Origin of the sequence: Salinivibrio sp. MA351, from assembly GCF_001996065.1 — a bacterium.
Lineage (GTDB): Bacteria > Pseudomonadota > Gammaproteobacteria > Enterobacterales > Vibrionaceae > Salinivibrio > Salinivibrio costicola.
On the sequence record NZ_MUFG01000009.1, the window covers coordinates 21320 to 36654 of the forward strand.

Sequence of the window (15335 nt, forward strand, 5' to 3'; positions counted from 1 at the left end):
TTTTAAGTTGAGTTAACGATCACTGAGCGCTTTAAAGCGTGCCTGCTGATGGCGTAATTGATCGATACGCGCATCATAACGTGCTTGTGCCAAGCTGCCTAACTCAGCCAGTTGAGCGGCTTGGGTGTAGTTACGAATGGCTTTGCTCCATTGACCGCGCAGCGCGTAACGCTCTCCTTGAGCAGCTAATTCGCCGTCACGGTGTGTGCCAGTGCTTTCGTACGCTTGTTGTAACAAAAACCATCCGTTGCTGTCATCGGCATGCTGGTGAGTGTAGCGCTCTAATGCCTTGATCGCTTCACCGCCACGCTTGGCTTTTACCAAGGTGTAAGCGTGATTAAGCAACAATACGCGATTGTTAGGCTGCTGGTTCAAGGCTTGATTCAGGCGGGATAAGGCGCTGTCATACTGCTTTTCGCCAATCTCTAAGTCGGTCATCGCGTCAATATAAAAACGATTATTGGGTTGAGCTTTAATGAGGGGCGCCAGCTTCTCACGCGCTTGTTGATAGCGCCTTGCATCAATATCCAACAGCGCCATGCCGTAATCAAGGCTATGTTTTTCCGCTGGCGATGCTGCTTTATGACGCCGTTCAAACCAGTCCATGGCGGAGCGATCAGCGATACCGCTATATCGTGCAACGATACGCGCTCGTGCGAGTTGGTAATCGGGAGAGTCGGGCACGCTTTTTTGAGGATACTGACGCGCCCGCGCGCGTGAATCTGTGATCCGAGACGCGGGTAATGGGTGAGTGCTGAAATACTCCGGCATTTGACTGGCGTAGCGGTACTCATCGGCTAACCGAGAGAAAAAGCGTGGCATCGCCTCAACATCGAAATCCGCGCGAGCGAGGGTTTCAATTCCGACGCGGTCGGCCTCTTCTTCGTTACGGCGGGTAAAGTTTATTTGGCTTTGCATACTCCCCGCCGTTGCTGCATGAGCTGCGGCAATCCCTGCTTCAGGCGCTGCAATCGCGAGCATTAAAGAGCCGACTAAAGCGGCAACCGTTAGCGGCGAGGTTTGTGCCTGCGCTTCCATGCTGCGCGCAAGGTGGCGTTGGGTCACGTGCGCAATTTCGTGCGCCATCACAGATGCCAGTTCGCTTTCTGTCTTGGCATGCAGGAAAAGCCCAGAATGCATGGCTACATACCCGCCAAAAAAGGCAAACGCATTGATCGCTTGATTATCAATCAAAATAAATTGGAAGGGCGTGCGGACATCGTTGGCGTTCGCCACCAACCGATGCCCGAGGGCGTTAACATATTCACTGAGTAAAGGATCATCAATAATGGGTTTGCTGGCTCGTAGCATTCGCATATAAGCATCACCAAACTCTTTTTCTTTTGCCACCGACAGCGTACTCGCGGCAGCGGTGCCAATGTTAGGCAAGTCACTTTGATATGACTCGACGTTTGCTGACACAGGCGCACTGACCAGTGTCCCTGCAAGCGCATAGGCGACGAGGCGGCGAGCCGTTTTTCCTTTCCAAGAGCAAGATGCACGTGGCGGCATAAGTGTCATTACCTTTTAAAATACGCAAGTGTACTTAAGTACAGACCGATAAAACCTGTCTGGGTTTCGTTGGCGTTCTATCTAATGTCCATTACAATACCAACGATAATACCGACCGGTGAGACAGAATGGAATGTCAAACTCTTGATTTACGAGCACATGTTTGCCCAATGGCCCTGCTACTCGCCAAGCGTGCAGCAGCGTCGTTGCGTGCCGGCGAGCAGTTAGTGATTTTACTGGGCGATCAAGGCGCGAAAAACGATATTCCAACCTACTTTACTCGTGAAGGATTTACCATTGCTTGGTTAGATACGCCAGCCTCGCGTTTACACGTCACAAAACAATAACGAGCCTGATATGTTTGAATTGTTACATCGCTGGTATCGGCGACGCTTTTCCGACCCACATGCGGTCAGCCTAGTGCTGATTCTTTTGGTCGGTTTTGTCACCATCTATTTTTTCGGCAACTTATTGGCGCCTTTACTCGTGGCCATTGTCATGGCGTATTTACTCGATTGGCCAGTCAATCGTCTTAGTCGACTGGGGCTGCCTCGCACGTTATCGGTTTTGGTGGTGATCGCCTTATTTGCCAGCTTCACATTCATGGCGTTGTTTGGCTTGGTACCGACGATTTGGAATCAAGGGGTAAGCCTGGTGGCCGATGTGCCGAACATGTTTAATAACATGCAGATACTGATGATGAGCTTACCCGAGCGCTATCCAGGATTAATTAATCCGCATATGGTGAACACACTTGTCGATGCCTTGCAGTTTAAAGTCCTCAACATCGGGGAAACCTTGGTGAGGGGATCGTTATCATCGCTGGTGAATATCGTGGCGCTAGCGGTCTATTTGATTTTGGTCCCGCTCTTGGTTTTCTTTTTACTGAAAGATAAAACGCAAATGTTGGCGATGTTTAAAGGATTATTGCCGCGTAACCGCCGCCTTGCCTCTCGGGTTGGTCATGAGATGAACCAACAGATATCGAATTACATTCGCGGGAAAGTGACCGAGATTATTATTGTTGGTATCACCAGCTATCTGACTTTCATGTTACTTGATCTCCGCTATGCCGTGTTGCTAAGTGTCGCCACCGGCTTTTCTGTCCTTGTCCCCTATATCGGGGCGGCCATTGTTACGGTGCCGATAGCGATCGTGGCCCTTTTCCAATGGGGACTTGAGCCCGGGTTTTGGTATGTGATGATTGCTTACGGCGTGATTCAAACCCTTGACGGTAACGTCCTTGTGCCGGTGCTTTTCTCGGAAGCGGTCAATTTACACCCGGTGGCACTCATCATAGCCGTACTGGTTTTCGGTGGACTCTGGGGCTTTTGGGGGGTATTTTTTGCCATTCCATTGGCGACGTTAGTGAAAGCGGTATGGCAAGCATTGCCTGAAATTGAGCTCGATGATGATCCAAAAAAAGACGTAGAGTGATCCATCTTGTTTTCAGGCTCCTAAATAAAGGAGCTGAGCGGCACGAGCACAGGCTTTACCGTGATCAGTTTGGCCCACAGAAGTAGTAATGAAAAACAGGGTTGGCATGGTACAAAACAGGCAAGAACATACGCATTTAGAGGGGTTCCGCGTCGCTGTGATCGGTGGCGGCGTGGCGGGCACGACAGCGGCCATGCGACTGGCTGAACGTGGTATTGATACCCAAGTGTTTGAAGCGGGAACCGGGCTAGTCAGTGGCCCACCTATCTGTCATCTTCATGCGGGCGGCAATTTGTATCGAGAAATCTCGCTCGATCAGTGCTTAACCTTACTGGACCAGTCCGTTGCGACCGTACGCATGTATCCGCACTCTGTGAATCGCCGCCCAACGGTGTTGGCGGTGCCAGAGCAAGACCCAGGATCGTTAGACAGTGTGATTGCACGATTAGAAACCTTGCGCGAGCGTTATGCGCAATTGGTCGAGCTTGATAGCGCCAACAAAGTGATGGGCGAACCTGCTGATTATTTCCGCCTGTATCAGCAATCAGACCTTGAAGCGCTGAAAGCAAAAGATTATCGCAGTATAACCGATTCGGCTGATCAGTGGATGTGGCCGGTTGCGCAGTCGCTGGATCTCAGTGCGATGAAGTATCCGTTGGTATTGGTGCAAGAATACGGGCTGAGTGTATTTCGCCTCGCCGCTGAAGCGCAATTAACGCTTGCCGACGTGCCGCATTGCCAACTCAACTTTAATCATAAGGTCGTGGATACACAGCAGACAGCGTCGGGTTGGCAAGTGACGTATCAAGATAAGGCAGGCCAATCGCACACCACTGAGGTTGACTATCTGATTAATGCGGCGGGATTTCGCACCGGGACCATTGACGATATGGCGGGCTTCGGGCGTCAGCGTCTGGTTGAGTACAAGGCAGCATACGTCGCCCACTGGACGTCGACGGCGTACCAATGGCCAGAAATTATTGTTCATGGCCAGCGTGGCACGCCACAAGGTATGGCACAACTGACGCCTTATCCTGATGGTTTCTTTCAACTGCACGGCATGACGCAAGACGTGACCCTCTTTGAGCGTGGCTTGGTGAAAAGCTCAGTGCAATCGGCGCAACCGAATGTCGACGCGCGCTATGTTAAAAACATCGATCAAGGTTGGGACTGGGATCAAGTGTGCCAGCGCACGGACCGGGCCATCGAACATTTTGCTCAATGGCTGCCTGAGTTTAAGCAGGCCGAAGTCGGAGGAAAACCCTTGTGTGGCGCGCAACAAATTCCCGGTGAGGACCCGTCGCTGCGGGCGTCGGATGTATCTTTCGATGGTGAGCGCTACGCGCGGATGGAAATCGTGAAAGCCTCCTCGGCGCTGACGGCGATAAACAAAGTCCTGACGCAATTTGAAGATGCCGGCTGGATTTCGCCAACCTCTCATTACGTCATGACGCGCCCGTCGACCGCTAAGATTGTCAGCGCTGCGTGTGAATTTGCGGTACAGCGTGGTTATCCAGAAGCATTGGCAAAGCCTGTGGGCTGAGTGAACCCATGGTCATCGTTTGAAAAAAGCGCACGATTCATCGTGCGCTTTTTTGTTAACAGGCAGGATAAGGCGCCGTCCTAGGCTTGGTTCAGGAAGTCCAATACCACTTGGTGATGATCTTTGGTCTTAAACTTATTGAACACATGTTCAATTTTGCCATCTTTGCCGACCAAAAAGCTGAGGCGATGAATGCCGTCATATTCTTTCCCCATGAACTTCTTGGGTCCCCAGACGCCAAATGCATCCGCAACCGCATGATCTTCGTCGCTCAGTAGGGTGAAATTGAGTTCATCGCGCGCGACAAAGCGGGCGATCTTTTTGACGGGATCCGGGCTGATACCTAACACCACGGTATCCAGCGCGTCGAGCTCGGCCTTAGTATCACGCAAAGAGCAGGCTTGTGTGGTGCAGCCTGGTGTCATTGCTTTGGGGTAAAAATACACGAGGACGCGTTTTTCGCCTTGAAACTGGCTAAGCGTGACGGTGTCGCCATTTTGATCTTGCAATGAAAAATCGGGCGCTAGAGCGCCTTCCGTTAATGTTTGCATGCGCTGCGTTTCCTTTTTTGTCGGTAAACCGAATTGACGATGATAGAGGGTGTTCGAGATTACGCAAGTTTTTGATATTACGATCACGCTCTTGACAGTGTTTGACCTTTTATTGACGCTAACGAGACGCTGATTCAATGATAAAATCGCAAACTTGAATGTAGCGGTAAGAAATGTCGAATAAGACACGCCAGCGCGCAGGGTTATTCTTGTGTTTACCCAGCGCCAAAAGTAACATTGCAAGCATCACCAATAAGGGAGACGAACATGGTTTCTGGAAGCATAGTGGCGCTCGTCACACCAATGGATGCACATGGCGAGGTGGATTACGTTAGCCTGAAAAAACTGGTCGAGTTTCATATCCAAGCGGGCACAGATGCGATTGTCGCAGTGGGCACAACGGGTGAGTCGTCGACAGTAACCGTGGATGAGCACATTAAAGTGGTCCTAAAGACCTTGGAATTTGCGGATGGACGGATTCCCGTTATTGCAGGTACGGGGGCAAATGCCACCCACGAAGCGATCACCTTCAGTAAAATGTTTGCCGGGTCGGGCGTAGCCGCTTGTTTGAGTGTGACCCCTTATTACAACAAGCCGACGCAAGAAGGCTTATTCCAGCATTATAAAGCCATTGCCGAAGCGACCGACTTACCTCAGATTCTCTATAATGTTCCCGGTCGTACCGCCGTAGATATTCAGCCTGAAACGGTGGCGCGCCTAGCGACCTTTGACAATATTATCGGCCTAAAAGATGCCACTGCCGATGTCAGTCGTGTCGCCATTCATCGGGAACTTTGTGGCGATGACTTCCTCTTATTTAGTGGTGATGATTTAACAGGGCTAGATTTTGTCCTTGCTGGTGGACATGGTGTGATTTCGGTCACTAACAATGTTGCCGCTGCGGCAATGGCCAAAATGATTCAATTGGCGCGCGCCGGTGAAGCAGACCAAGCGCATGCAATCAACGAGACGCTGATCCCTTTACATCGTCACCTTTTTGACGAAGCCAATCCGATCCCTGTGAAGTGGGCAGTCCGAGAAATGGGATTGATTGCGGATGGCCATCTTCGTCTGCCATTAACCGAATTAAGCGAGCATTTGCGTCCCGATGTCCGAGAGGCCATGCAGGTTGCGGGTGTTGTTTAAGCCGTTGGAGTGTCAATGAAACCAGTATTTAAGCTCGGCCTTTGTGCCATCATGGTCACTGGGCTGGTAGCCTGTAGTGGTGGCGCCGAGCAACGCCGTCAAGCCAAAGATGATTTTAGCTACTTGCAAACGACCCCGCTGTCGCAGTGGCAAACCTTGCCGGATCAAGCGCCTTACTTTTCCACCAATTATCAGATCCCTGAGCAAGACTTTAAGGGCGAAATCGGCAAAAATGTCGATATTCGTCCGCCGCGTCAAGTGCTTGATTTAGTGCCAGGGGCGCGTATTGAGCGTGACAGTCGTGGAATAACCGTCGCGGTTGCCAATGAGCAGCAGCTTACCCAATTATGGGAAACCGTTGAACGTCTGGCGAACGATAAGACCATTCCTGTTGAGACACAAGCCGCAGATCAAATTGACACCGGCTGGATCGCTTGGGAAAAAGAAGACAGTGCTCATCAGGCTCGGTTCCGCCTATCACGACTCGAACAAGGGCGGCGATTTGCACTGGGCGTCAATATGATTGATTCACGCGCCAAGGCCAGTGATGAACCTTTGACGCCGGCAGAGCAGGAACGCTATAACACCTTAATGACCAATCTGATTACGGTGAGCCATGATGCAGCACTACGTGCAGAGGCGCGCCGTTTAGCTGCGCAACGTCAGTCAGATATTCCGATGAGTTTTGGTACTGATCGAAGTGGCTTGCCAGTGATTATTGCGCGTGCTCCGTATGATGTCGTATGGGAAAAACTTCCTGAGATGATTAAACCGCTCGGATTTACGGTAGAAAGCCGCAACCAATCGCAAGGTACGGTGAAAACGCGTCACGTTGCGCCGAATGATGAGCGTTGGCAAGCCCTTGGGGTTGAACCTATCTCGCTGCCGGACAATAGCTACACACTATTGTTAGGGGATTTAGGCAACCGCACCTCAATCAATGTGACCGACAGTGATGGAAAGCCGGTTAAAAAAGCAACGTTAGAAGCGCTTAGCCCAGCGCTGAAAGCGGCCATTGCGCAGCTTAGCCAGGCCACATCGCAGTAATCTTATAGGGACGCCAGACAGCGTCCCTTATTTTTTAGCGCCTAATGGAGAGAATAGGTAATGGAAAAACGTGCTGAGTTGTATCGCGGTAAGGCAAAATCTGTTTATACAACCGATGATGAAAACCGCTTTGTTCTGCACTTTCGCAATGACACCTCTGCGTTTGATGGTGAGCGTGTTGAGCAACTTGAGCGAAAAGGTGAAGTGAATAACAAGTTTAATCACTTCATCATGCAAAAGCTTGAGCAGGCAGGTATTCCCACCCAAATGGACCAACTGTTGTCCGATACCGAGTGCGTGGTGAAAAAGCTCGATATGATCCCGGTTGAGTGTGTGGTAAGAAACATTGCCGCGGGCTCACTTTGTCGCCGACTGGGCGTAGAAGAGGGCACAGCACTCACTCCACCCACTTTTGAGTTGTTTTTAAAAAACGATGCGCTGCATGATCCTATGGTCAATGAATCACTGTGTGAGTCCTTAGGGTTCGCGAGCCAAGCCCAATTAGCGACCATGAAGTCGCTGACGTATCAGGTTAACGATGTGCTTAAGGCGCTGTTTGCTGAGGGTGACTTATTGCTGGTGGACTACAAGCTGGAGTTTGGCGTTGACGTCAACGGTAATATTGTCCTTGGCGATGAGTTTAGCCCAGATGGCTGTCGTTTGTGGGATGCCAACACGCGAGAAAAATTGGATAAAGATCGCTTCCGCCAAGGTCTAGGTGGTGTGGTAGAAGCTTATATCGAAGTAGCAAAGCGTATCGGCTTAGACCTATAATTTTTTGGCTTAAAAAGCAAACGATTGCGTCGCGTGTGAAGACAATAGCACCGTGTAAATAAAATAGCGCCATGGATATGGCGCTATTTTTTATCGTCGCTCTTATCAGTAGGGAGGTCGGTATTATCGTTTGCGTCATCGTCAGACGCTGAACGTTGATGCTTATCAGGCTTGTCTTTGTATTTGAGCCCAAACTTGGCGTTGGCGGTGTATTTGAGCGCCATGATGTTACTCACGACCACGGCGACCACAATGGTAATAATCACATAAGGATTGGTTAGCCATTCCATCTTTCCACCTCGCATAAGTTGGTGACGTAAGTTGAATATATCCAATCTAATTGGCCGAGGATAGCGTCTTTCCCACAAATCGGCGCATGGGTGATCGCAGCCGCGAGCATATCCTGAGAGAAAGCGGATAACATTGACGCACTGGTGGCAATATGGCTGATATGCCATGGCTCTCTGGCAACCCCGCCTTGGTATCTCGCATAAGGAAGAAAGAAACCAAATGCTGATACATTGGCATGTAGCCAAGAAGAAAAGGCCGCTTGCGGGCCGCTGTCGTATTCGGGGGGCGTTAAAGCCAGCGGCTGATCAGGGATAAGAGACTGCTTATCGTACACATCCATGTCTGTTCCCCAATGATGTCGACTGGCGCCGGGTAACGCCGACCAGCGCAAGATCGCGTGCACCCGCTCGTTGTCTGATAAGCGGGTCATATCCATCGGTTGGCTGTGAGCATCAAGGACAGGCAGATCGCCGTTAAATTTACCATTCCAGATCGCCAACTGGCGTTCAAAAGCGCGATAACCACTGGCGACTCTCAACGCGAACCCAGCACGACTCGCCGCCTGTTGTAAGGCGGCGACGTCAGATAACACATCCTGATGCAAACAGGGCGCCCCAGGTTGCGCGTTCATTGGTTGGAGGGCTGAAGAGTCTTGCCCAATCAACTGTGCTGCGCGTAGGCTCACGGTAGCGCCTTTTCCAACACTTTTTGGTACATGTCGGTCAGCTTTTCCAAGTCAGGAATACTCACACACTCATTGACCTTATGAATCGTGGCATTGACCGGACCCAGCTCAATCACTTGAGCGCCCATCTGGGCGATAAAACGACCATCGGAGGTGCCACCGGTTGTCAGTAATTGCGGCGTTTGATGATTCACCTCTTCAACCGCGGCCACAACTGCATCAAGCAAGGTACCTTCATCGGTCAAAAACGGGTCACCACTGTGGGTCCATTCTAAGGTGTAGTCGAGCCCGTGCGCGTCCAGAATAGAATAAACTCGCTGTTTGATGGTTTCACTATCTAGCTCGGTACTAAAGCGGAAGTTAAATTGCGCATGACACTCACCCGGGACCACATTGGCTGCGCCGGTACCTGCCTCTATATTTGGGATTTGAAAGCTTGTCGGTGGGAAAAAAGCATTGCCATTATCCCACACTGTTTGCACTAACTCTGTTAGCGCTGGCATGGCCTGATGGACAGGATTACTTGCAAGGTGCGGATAGGCGACATGGCCTTGTACACCTTTAACGTACAAATCGCCAGTGATGGATCCGCGACGACCGTTTTTGACCACATCACCGACGTGATTCGTACTTGAGGGTTCACCGACAATACACATGTCGATTTTCTCATTTCGAGCCATCAGCGTATCGACGACGCGGGTGGTGCCATTAATAAAGGGTCCTTCTTCATCCGACGTGATCAGAAACGCGAGTGAACCCGAGTGGTCTGGATGCTCGGCAATAAAGCGCTCAACAGCCACAACCATGGCGGCGAGTGAGCCCTTCATGTCCGCGGCGCCACGTCCATGAAGGTGATCGTCAATGACAGTGGCTTCAAATGGCGGCGTATGCCATTGATCGCGCGGGCCAGCGGGGACGACATCGGTGTGGCCCGCAAACGTGAAGAGCGGCCCATCAGTGCCCCGTCGCGCCCAAAGGTTGGTGGTATCGTCAAACACCATGGTTTCAATCGTAAAGCCCAGGGCTTCTAATCGAGCAATCATTTGAGCTTGGCAACCCGCATCTTCCGGTGTTACCGACTCACGATTGATCAAGTCTTTTGCCAAAGCCAGCGTAGCAGTATCAGTCATTGGAGTTTCCTTACAGCAACAGTAAATAAGTGCTTACATTACGCGAAAATCTCAGCGTATTGGCTCTCTTTAAAGCCAAGATAGTACTTCCCTTCGTGTACGAGTAAAGGGCGTTTAATGATCGCTGGATTGTCTAACATGATCGCAATCGCACGGGGTTGGTCTAAGCTGGCTTTTTGTTCGTCACTTAGCTGGCGATAAGTGGTGCCACGCTTGTTAATCAAAGGCTCCCACCCTAATTCGGCAACAAAGGTCTGTAACATCTCGGCATCTAACCCCGTCTTGCGGTAATCGTGATACTGATAGTTAATGCCTTGGTTATCCAACCATTTAAGGGCTTTTTTTAGGGTGTCGCAGTTTTTAATGCCAAATACAGTTGTCATGGTCGTTATCATCATTATTTACGGACAATTAAGAGTGACATCGCTCAACATTGAACGCAATAGTGGGGAAGGGGCCGTTTGGCGATGCGATAAGGGATGAAGCGTGTGAAATGTGCCACTAAATGAGTCTGCAGCACGTCGATTTGATGGCCTTTTGATCAAACGCAAAGCCTCTTCGCAGGCGGCATGAATAATGGGAACATTCGTAACTGTTGGAGGTTCATATGGAACTAAACCCGGTATTCGCCCGGCGTCTCTATCTTGCCGTGTTGGTAGAAGAAATGGAACGCCCAAATGTGCCACGCCTTATCGAGGCGACAGGCTGGCCCCGTCGTACGATCCAAGATGTATTGAAATCACTGTCTGGGCTCGGTATTGATATGACTTTTATCCAAGATGGAAAGCGTCATAACGATGGTTACTACCAGCTTAAAGACTGGGGACCGTTCCGCCGTGATTGGGTCGAAGATAAAAAGCGCGATATTCGCTCTTATATCAACTAGCTGCTCGCTTAAGGCGTGATAAGCTCAGCGTCGGTTAAACGTTGGCGAATGACCTCGGCACGTTGACGGTTGGCGCCAAAGTCATAGTAGCCAATCCGAGATGCGGAGCGAAGGGCGATCTGGTTGCCCTCAAGCGAGACTTCAACATCATCCACAAAGCGCAGCACCTTAGTGGTGAAGCGTAAGTGTGCGTAATTATCTTGCGAGGTGGCGACCTCAGCACGAGGCATGGCGGCGATATGCGCGACAATGGCTGAAAACACCACATTGTCGTTGGCGATATAAAGCGGTGCCAGCTGGAATTTTTCTCGGGTATCTGCCGTGGACACACAGTTGGGACTATCGCCACAGGCCGTCACTGGCGGATGTTTAGCCATCGTTTCTCCTTTGCTGCAGCCAACCAAAGTGATGATCCCTATAACCGTTATCAGTCGCTTCCACATTACGCCCTCACCAATATATAGCCAATGAACCCTATCCAGCTTACCACAAGTAAAAGCCATGGGAGACTGCTGTAGCTTTTATCCAACCCTGGTTCAGCGGGGCTGGAGTCATCGACTGGGGCTTGAGACGCTTTCACAGGCGCGGCGCTTGATGGTTTATTTTGTTGTTTTTTTCGTGCTTTATCCTGCTCGCGTGCTTTTGCTTTTTGTTCCTTTTTATATTGGGCAATCCCTTTTTCAATCCCTTGTGCAATCAGTTTGGTCTGCGCTTTTGTTTGTCCCGGTTTTTGCGTGGCTTTCGCAACGCGCATGGCGTCTTGTTGCGTTTCTGGCGAAATCGTCGCGTTGGCTTTGGCTTTGGCCATAAGGGCTCCATGTAACGCTTAATAAATAACTCCAGCCAAGGATAACAAATTTTACTTTTAGGCTTGCAGTTTTTATTGCATGTCGCCATGGTAAATATGTGACTTCTCAATCAATAAGCTTATGGATACATTTCATCACTTTGACGACAAAGGGTATATCAAGGCACCGCAGATTGCCGTGTTGTGTTTACTGTTATTAAGCCGCGCGTGGTGGCTATTGGCAATGGCTGGCGTGAGTCGAGAGCAGGGTAGTGAGTTGCTCGCGCTGGTCTATCCTGAGTTATCGGCGTTTTATATAAGCTTGGCAATTGGCGTGGTGCCGCTCGGGTTGTTGTTATTAGTCGGTAACTGCGACAGAGCGCCTGAATGGCTAAGACAACACTGGCACATTGGCTATTGGTGGGTTTGGCTATTATGGCTATGGGAAGCTTATCAAGTCTGGCAAACGTTCATCGTCACTAGGGGGCAGTTTGATTGGCTGCTTGCTTTACACGGCCTTTGGCTAGCTTGGGCAAGCCTTTATTGGGCAAGAAGCCGACGCGTCAAACGCTTCTTTTTTCAGTTTACGAGTGATGGCCGAGCGATGGCTTAAAAAAAACGCAGCCAATTGGCTGCGTTTGTCTAAACCAGAGACGGTTTATTACTTGGTGACGCGTAATACTGGGGTTTCACCCACAGTGACGGCACCTGATAGTTTGGTCAACTCTTTGATCTCATCCATATTCGAGATCACAACAGGTGTCAGTGTTGATTTCGCTTTCTCTTCGAGTGTCGCTAAATCAAATTCAATCACGGTATCACCGGCTTTAACCGTTTGACCTTCTTCGGCAATGCGCTTGAAGCCTTCGCCTTTCAGCTCGACGGTGTCGATACCAAAGTGAACAAAAAGCTCGACGCCATCGTCTGACTCAATTGAGAAAGCGTGGTTGGTTTCGAAAATCTTACCGATAGTGCCGTTTACTGGCGCTACCATTTTGTCACCAGATGGCTTAATCGCAACACCATCACCGACGATTTTCTCAGCAAACACAACGTCAGGCACGTCTTCGATGTTGACGATCTCACCCGACAATGGGGCGATAATTTCAATAGCACTAGCGTCGTTGCTGTCTTCAGACACCAACTTCTTCAGTTTGTCGAACAGACCCATAGTGTTGCTCCTAAGCAGTAATTCTTTGCTGATTGTATATTAGCAAGCGGTTTTTTCCGCAATAAATTTTTCGACATAGGCCTCGATTTCTGCCGCAGTTGGCAAAGTGAGCGCTGTGTCGGCCATCGCTTTCACATCAGCAAAGTTRGCATTACGGATAATCTTCTTGATGCGAGGGATAGAAATGGCACTCATGCTGAACTCATCCAAACCCATTCCCATCAATAGTAACGTTGCTTTCTCATCACCTGCAAGCTCTCCGCACATCCCCGTCCATTTTCCTTCAGCATGTGAGGCATCAATCACTTGCTTGATAACCGTTAGTACTGCAGGAGACAGTGGATTGTACAGGTGCGAAATAAGCTCATTACCACGATCGACCGCTAAGGTGTATTGGGTCAAATCGTTAGTGCCGATGCTGAAAAATTCCACTTCTTTCGCGAGGTGGTGAGCGATTGCAGCCGCGGCCGGTGTCTCAACCATTACGCCGATTTCAAGATCAGCATCAAAGTCTAGGCCTTCTTGGCGTAGCTCTGCTTTGTAGGTTTCAATCGCTTCTTTTAGCTCGCGGATTTCTTCGACAGAAATAATCATCGGGAACATGACACGAATTTTACCGTGTGCCGATGCACGTAGAATCGCACGTAGCTGATCGCGGAGAATTTCGCGACGGTCAAGACTGATACGGACGGCTCGCCAGCCCAAGAATGGGTTCATTTCTTCAGGCAGGTCCATATAAGGCAGATCTTTGTCACCGCCAATGTCCATGGTGCGAATGATCACTGGGTGACCATCAATCGCTTTTGCGACCGCCTTATACGCTTGATATTGCTCTTCTTCAGTAGGGAGCGAGTCACGGTCCATGAACAAGAACTCAGTGCGATAAAGACCCACACCTTCACCACCGTTACGGTTTACACCGTCACAGTCTTTTACTGTGCCCACGTTGCCGCACACTTCGACTTGGTGGCCGTCTAATGTGATAGCAGGCAAGTCTTTGAGCTTCGCGAGCTCGGCTTTTTCCGCGATGTGTTGATCACGAATCGCTTTAAACTTGTTGAGCTCGTCGTCAGAAGGATTAACGACAATTTGGTTGTTAATCGCATCAAGCACCAACATGTCACCGTTTTTAACATTGGCGGTGGCGTTGTTAGTGCCCACAATCGCTGGAAGCTCTAACGAGCGTGCCATGATCGACGAGTGCGAGGTGCGACCACCGATATCGGTGATAAAACCGAGCACATAATTCAGGTCAACCTGTGCTGTTTCTGAAGGCGTCAGATCATTCGCAACCAGGATCACTTCTTCGTTGATCGCGCTCAGAGACACCATGTTGATGCCGAGTGCGTTTTTAACAAAACGAGAACCAATATCACGGATGTCTGCCGCACGCTCTTTCAGATAATCATCATCCAGAGATTCAAGCGTCACCGCCTGCTCTTCAATCACAGCGTAAATCGCATGATCTGCAGTGGCATGGTTAGATTTGATGAAGCTGACAATCTCGTCTTCCAGCTCTTCATCTTCTAGCAGCATGATGTGACCTTCGAAGATCGCTTCTTTCTCTTCGCCGAAGGTTTCCCTTGCTTTGTCTTTGATCGCTTCGAGTTGCGTCTTAGACTGTTCGCGAGCATCCAATACGCGCTGAATTTCTTTTTCAATTCGAGACGCATCAATCTTATCTTTATTGATGACAACGTCTTCTTCTTGCAACAGCAGTGCTTTACCAAAAGCAATACCAGGTGATGCCAGGATGCCTGAAATCATAGCTTTACCTTACGTTTATCCAACTTAAAACCGATAGAAAAAGAGCCGGATTACTCCAGCTCGTCCATCAGTTTTACCAGGTGATCAACGGCTTGTTGTGCTTGCGCACCTTCAGCAGAGATAGTCACCTTGGTGCCTTTGGTCAAGCCAAGGGTTTGCAGTTTAAATAGGCTTTTCGCGCTCGCGCTCTTACCGTTTGACTCAACAGTGATGTCAGCGTCATAGCTTTTTGCTTCTTTGACGAACTGCGCCGCTGGACGAGTGTGTAGGCCGTTTTCTGCACTAATTTCAACTTGCTTCTGATACATGATTCACCCCGTTTCTGTATTTTTTTAAATCTATGTATTAAATATAAGATTAGCTTAACCGCTAACGGGCGATTTCGCTATCCGTTGACGCTAACCTAACCAAGAAATCGACCAGATAGCTTAATCCATGTCAATTTCATGTCATCTTTCTCTCATTTTTGACCTTCCACTCACTCGCCTCAAGGGCTTTTATTTTGATGCGGAAAATAAAAATGTTGCTGTGTTTTACTAAAGCTTAATATAAAAATCAAACAAAAAAGGCCCAATTTGGGCCTTTGTTGTGGGAAGAAACCAGTTGAA

General features: G+C 49.7%; 19 protein-coding genes. 8 read left to right on the forward strand and 11 right to left on the reverse strand.

The window, feature by feature from the left end; all coding sequences use genetic code 11:
* Positions 1-12: 12 nt before the first annotated feature.
* Positions 13-1512 (reverse strand): M48 family metalloprotease, encoded by a 1500-nt coding sequence (locus BZG78_RS06730; RefSeq protein WP_025744466.1) that lies wholly within the window; start codon positions 1510-1512, stop codon positions 13-15.
* A 128-nt stretch (positions 1513-1640) separates the two neighbouring features.
* On the opposite strand from BZG78_RS06730, the gene BZG78_RS06735 reads away from it, so the two are divergent.
* The 3 genes from BZG78_RS06735 to BZG78_RS06745 all read left to right on the forward strand — a co-directional run bounded on the left by BZG78_RS06735 (position 1641) and on the right by BZG78_RS06745 (position 4492).
* Entirely contained in the window at positions 1641-1859 is a 219-nt protein-coding gene (locus BZG78_RS06735) for a sulfurtransferase TusA family protein (RefSeq protein WP_025744467.1), read from the forward strand.
* Positions 1860-1869: 10 nt separating this feature from the next.
* Positions 1870-2949, forward strand: coding sequence for an AI-2E family transporter (locus tag BZG78_RS06740; RefSeq protein WP_077660744.1), 1080 nt, complete (start codon positions 1870-1872; stop codon positions 2947-2949).
* 88 nt (positions 2950-3037) lie between these two features.
* Positions 3038-4492, forward strand: a complete 1455-nt coding sequence (locus tag BZG78_RS06745) for an FAD-dependent oxidoreductase (protein ID WP_025744468.1) — start codon at positions 3038-3040, stop codon at positions 4490-4492.
* A gap of 80 nt (positions 4493-4572) precedes the next feature.
* Here BZG78_RS06745 and bcp read toward each other — a convergent pair whose 3' ends face one another.
* Positions 4573-5043: a thioredoxin-dependent thiol peroxidase gene (gene bcp / locus BZG78_RS06750; RefSeq protein ID WP_077575946.1), complete on the reverse strand. Its 471-nt coding sequence runs from the start codon at positions 5041-5043 to the stop codon at positions 4573-4575.
* A 267-nt stretch (positions 5044-5310) separates the two neighbouring features.
* Here bcp and dapA point away from each other — a divergent pair, with 267 nt between their 5' ends.
* The 3 genes from dapA to purC are packed head-to-tail and all read left to right on the forward strand — an operon-like array spanning position 5311 to position 8010.
* Entirely contained in the window at positions 5311-6189 is an 879-nt protein-coding gene (dapA, locus tag BZG78_RS06755) for a 4-hydroxy-tetrahydrodipicolinate synthase (protein WP_025744469.1), read from the forward strand.
* A 15-nt stretch (positions 6190-6204) separates the two neighbouring features.
* A complete protein-coding gene (gene bamC / locus BZG78_RS06760; protein WP_077660745.1) occupies positions 6205-7236 on the forward strand; it encodes an outer membrane protein assembly factor BamC in 1032 nt (343 codons plus the stop codon).
* 60 nt (positions 7237-7296) lie between these two features.
* A complete protein-coding gene (purC, locus tag BZG78_RS06765; RefSeq protein WP_077660746.1) occupies positions 7297-8010 on the forward strand; it encodes a phosphoribosylaminoimidazolesuccinocarboxamide synthase in 714 nt (237 codons plus the stop codon).
* Positions 8011-8093: 83 nt separating this feature from the next.
* On the opposite strand, the gene BZG78_RS06770 is transcribed toward purC, so the two are convergent.
* Genes BZG78_RS06770 through BZG78_RS06785 form a run of 4 tightly spaced genes read right to left on the reverse strand, consistent with a single transcriptional unit; the run spans position 8094 to position 10499 of the window.
* Entirely contained in the window at positions 8094-8300 is a 207-nt protein-coding gene (locus BZG78_RS06770; protein WP_025744471.1) for a DUF2897 family protein, read from the reverse strand.
* On the reverse strand, positions 8288-8986 hold the full coding sequence (locus BZG78_RS06775; RefSeq protein ID WP_242412994.1) for a M15 family metallopeptidase: 699 nt from the start codon (positions 8984-8986) through the stop codon (positions 8288-8290). Before BZG78_RS06775 ends, BZG78_RS06770 begins: the two co-directional genes overlap by 13 nt.
* Positions 8983-10116 (reverse strand): succinyl-diaminopimelate desuccinylase, encoded by a 1134-nt coding sequence (gene dapE / locus BZG78_RS06780; protein ID WP_077575942.1) that lies wholly within the window; start codon positions 10114-10116, stop codon positions 8983-8985. The genes BZG78_RS06775 and dapE overlap by 4 nt, the downstream gene beginning before the upstream one ends.
* A 38-nt stretch (positions 10117-10154) precedes the next feature.
* Positions 10155-10499: an ArsC family reductase gene (locus tag BZG78_RS06785; RefSeq protein ID WP_077575941.1), complete on the reverse strand. Its 345-nt coding sequence runs from the start codon at positions 10497-10499 to the stop codon at positions 10155-10157.
* A 224-nt stretch (positions 10500-10723) separates the two neighbouring features.
* Here BZG78_RS06785 and BZG78_RS06790 point away from each other — a divergent pair, with 224 nt between their 5' ends.
* Positions 10724-11002, forward strand: a complete 279-nt coding sequence (locus BZG78_RS06790) for a helix-turn-helix domain-containing protein (protein WP_077461603.1) — start codon at positions 10724-10726, stop codon at positions 11000-11002.
* A gap of 8 nt (positions 11003-11010) precedes the next feature.
* On the opposite strand, the gene BZG78_RS06795 is transcribed toward BZG78_RS06790, so the two are convergent.
* Both BZG78_RS06795 and BZG78_RS06800 read right to left on the reverse strand, forming a co-directional pair.
* A complete protein-coding gene (locus BZG78_RS06795; protein WP_158011788.1) occupies positions 11011-11379 on the reverse strand; it encodes a DUF1499 domain-containing protein in 369 nt (122 codons plus the stop codon).
* A 65-nt stretch (positions 11380-11444) separates the two neighbouring features.
* Positions 11445-11810, reverse strand: coding sequence for a DUF2956 domain-containing protein (locus tag BZG78_RS06800; protein ID WP_077660748.1), 366 nt, complete (start codon positions 11808-11810; stop codon positions 11445-11447).
* A gap of 121 nt (positions 11811-11931) precedes the next feature.
* Between BZG78_RS06800 and BZG78_RS06805 the strand changes: the two genes are divergently transcribed.
* Positions 11932-12402, forward strand: coding sequence for a DUF2919 family protein (locus BZG78_RS06805; protein WP_077660749.1), 471 nt, complete (start codon positions 11932-11934; stop codon positions 12400-12402).
* Between the two features lie 48 nt (positions 12403-12450).
* Here the strand turns inward: BZG78_RS06805 and crr are convergent, their stop codons facing one another.
* The 3 genes from crr to BZG78_RS06820 are packed head-to-tail and all read right to left on the reverse strand — an operon-like array spanning position 12451 to position 15035.
* Positions 12451-12960: a PTS glucose transporter subunit IIA gene (gene crr / locus BZG78_RS06810; RefSeq protein WP_025744475.1), complete on the reverse strand. Its 510-nt coding sequence runs from the start codon at positions 12958-12960 to the stop codon at positions 12451-12453.
* A gap of 39 nt (positions 12961-12999) precedes the next feature.
* Positions 13000-14727: a phosphoenolpyruvate-protein phosphotransferase PtsI gene (gene ptsI, locus BZG78_RS06815; protein ID WP_077575939.1), complete on the reverse strand. Its 1728-nt coding sequence runs from the start codon at positions 14725-14727 to the stop codon at positions 13000-13002.
* Between the two features lie 50 nt (positions 14728-14777).
* Positions 14778-15035 (reverse strand): HPr family phosphocarrier protein, encoded by a 258-nt coding sequence (locus BZG78_RS06820; RefSeq protein ID WP_025673281.1) that lies wholly within the window; start codon positions 15033-15035, stop codon positions 14778-14780.
* Positions 15036-15335: the final 300 nt, after the last annotated feature.

Coding starts and splice junctions, on each gene's coding strand:
- dapA (WP_025744469.1), top strand. CDS start 5,311: ATGGTTTCTGGAAGCATAGTGGCGCTCGTCACACCAATGGATGCACAT.
- BZG78_RS06820 (WP_025673281.1), bottom strand. CDS start 15,035: ATGTATCAGAAGCAAGTTGAAATTAGTGCAGAAAACGGCCTACACACT.
- dapE (WP_077575942.1), bottom strand. CDS start 10,116: ATGACTGATACTGCTACGCTGGCTTTGGCAAAAGACTTGATCAATCGT.
- BZG78_RS06730 (WP_025744466.1), bottom strand. CDS start 1,512: ATGCCGCCACGTGCATCTTGCTCTTGGAAAGGAAAAACGGCTCGCCGC.
- BZG78_RS06745 (WP_025744468.1), top strand. CDS start 3,038: ATGAAAAACAGGGTTGGCATGGTACAAAACAGGCAAGAACATACGCAT.
- BZG78_RS06800 (WP_077660748.1), bottom strand. CDS start 11,810: ATGGCCAAAGCCAAAGCCAACGCGACGATTTCGCCAGAAACGCAACAA.
- BZG78_RS06795 (WP_158011788.1), bottom strand. CDS start 11,379: ATGGCTAAACATCCGCCAGTGACGGCCTGTGGCGATAGTCCCAACTGT.
- BZG78_RS06740 (WP_077660744.1), top strand. CDS start 1,870: ATGTTTGAATTGTTACATCGCTGGTATCGGCGACGCTTTTCCGACCCA.
- BZG78_RS06805 (WP_077660749.1), top strand. CDS start 11,932: ATGGATACATTTCATCACTTTGACGACAAAGGGTATATCAAGGCACCG.
- crr (WP_025744475.1), bottom strand. CDS start 12,960: ATGGGTCTGTTCGACAAACTGAAGAAGTTGGTGTCTGAAGACAGCAAC.
- purC (WP_077660746.1), top strand. CDS start 7,297: ATGGAAAAACGTGCTGAGTTGTATCGCGGTAAGGCAAAATCTGTTTAT.
- BZG78_RS06790 (WP_077461603.1), top strand. CDS start 10,724: ATGGAACTAAACCCGGTATTCGCCCGGCGTCTCTATCTTGCCGTGTTG.
- BZG78_RS06770 (WP_025744471.1), bottom strand. CDS start 8,300: ATGGAATGGCTAACCAATCCTTATGTGATTATTACCATTGTGGTCGCC.
- BZG78_RS06785 (WP_077575941.1), bottom strand. CDS start 10,499: ATGACAACTGTATTTGGCATTAAAAACTGCGACACCCTAAAAAAAGCC.
- BZG78_RS06735 (WP_025744467.1), top strand. CDS start 1,641: ATGGAATGTCAAACTCTTGATTTACGAGCACATGTTTGCCCAATGGCC.
- bamC (WP_077660745.1), top strand. CDS start 6,205: ATGAAACCAGTATTTAAGCTCGGCCTTTGTGCCATCATGGTCACTGGG.
- bcp (WP_077575946.1), bottom strand. CDS start 5,043: ATGCAAACATTAACGGAAGGCGCTCTAGCGCCCGATTTTTCATTGCAA.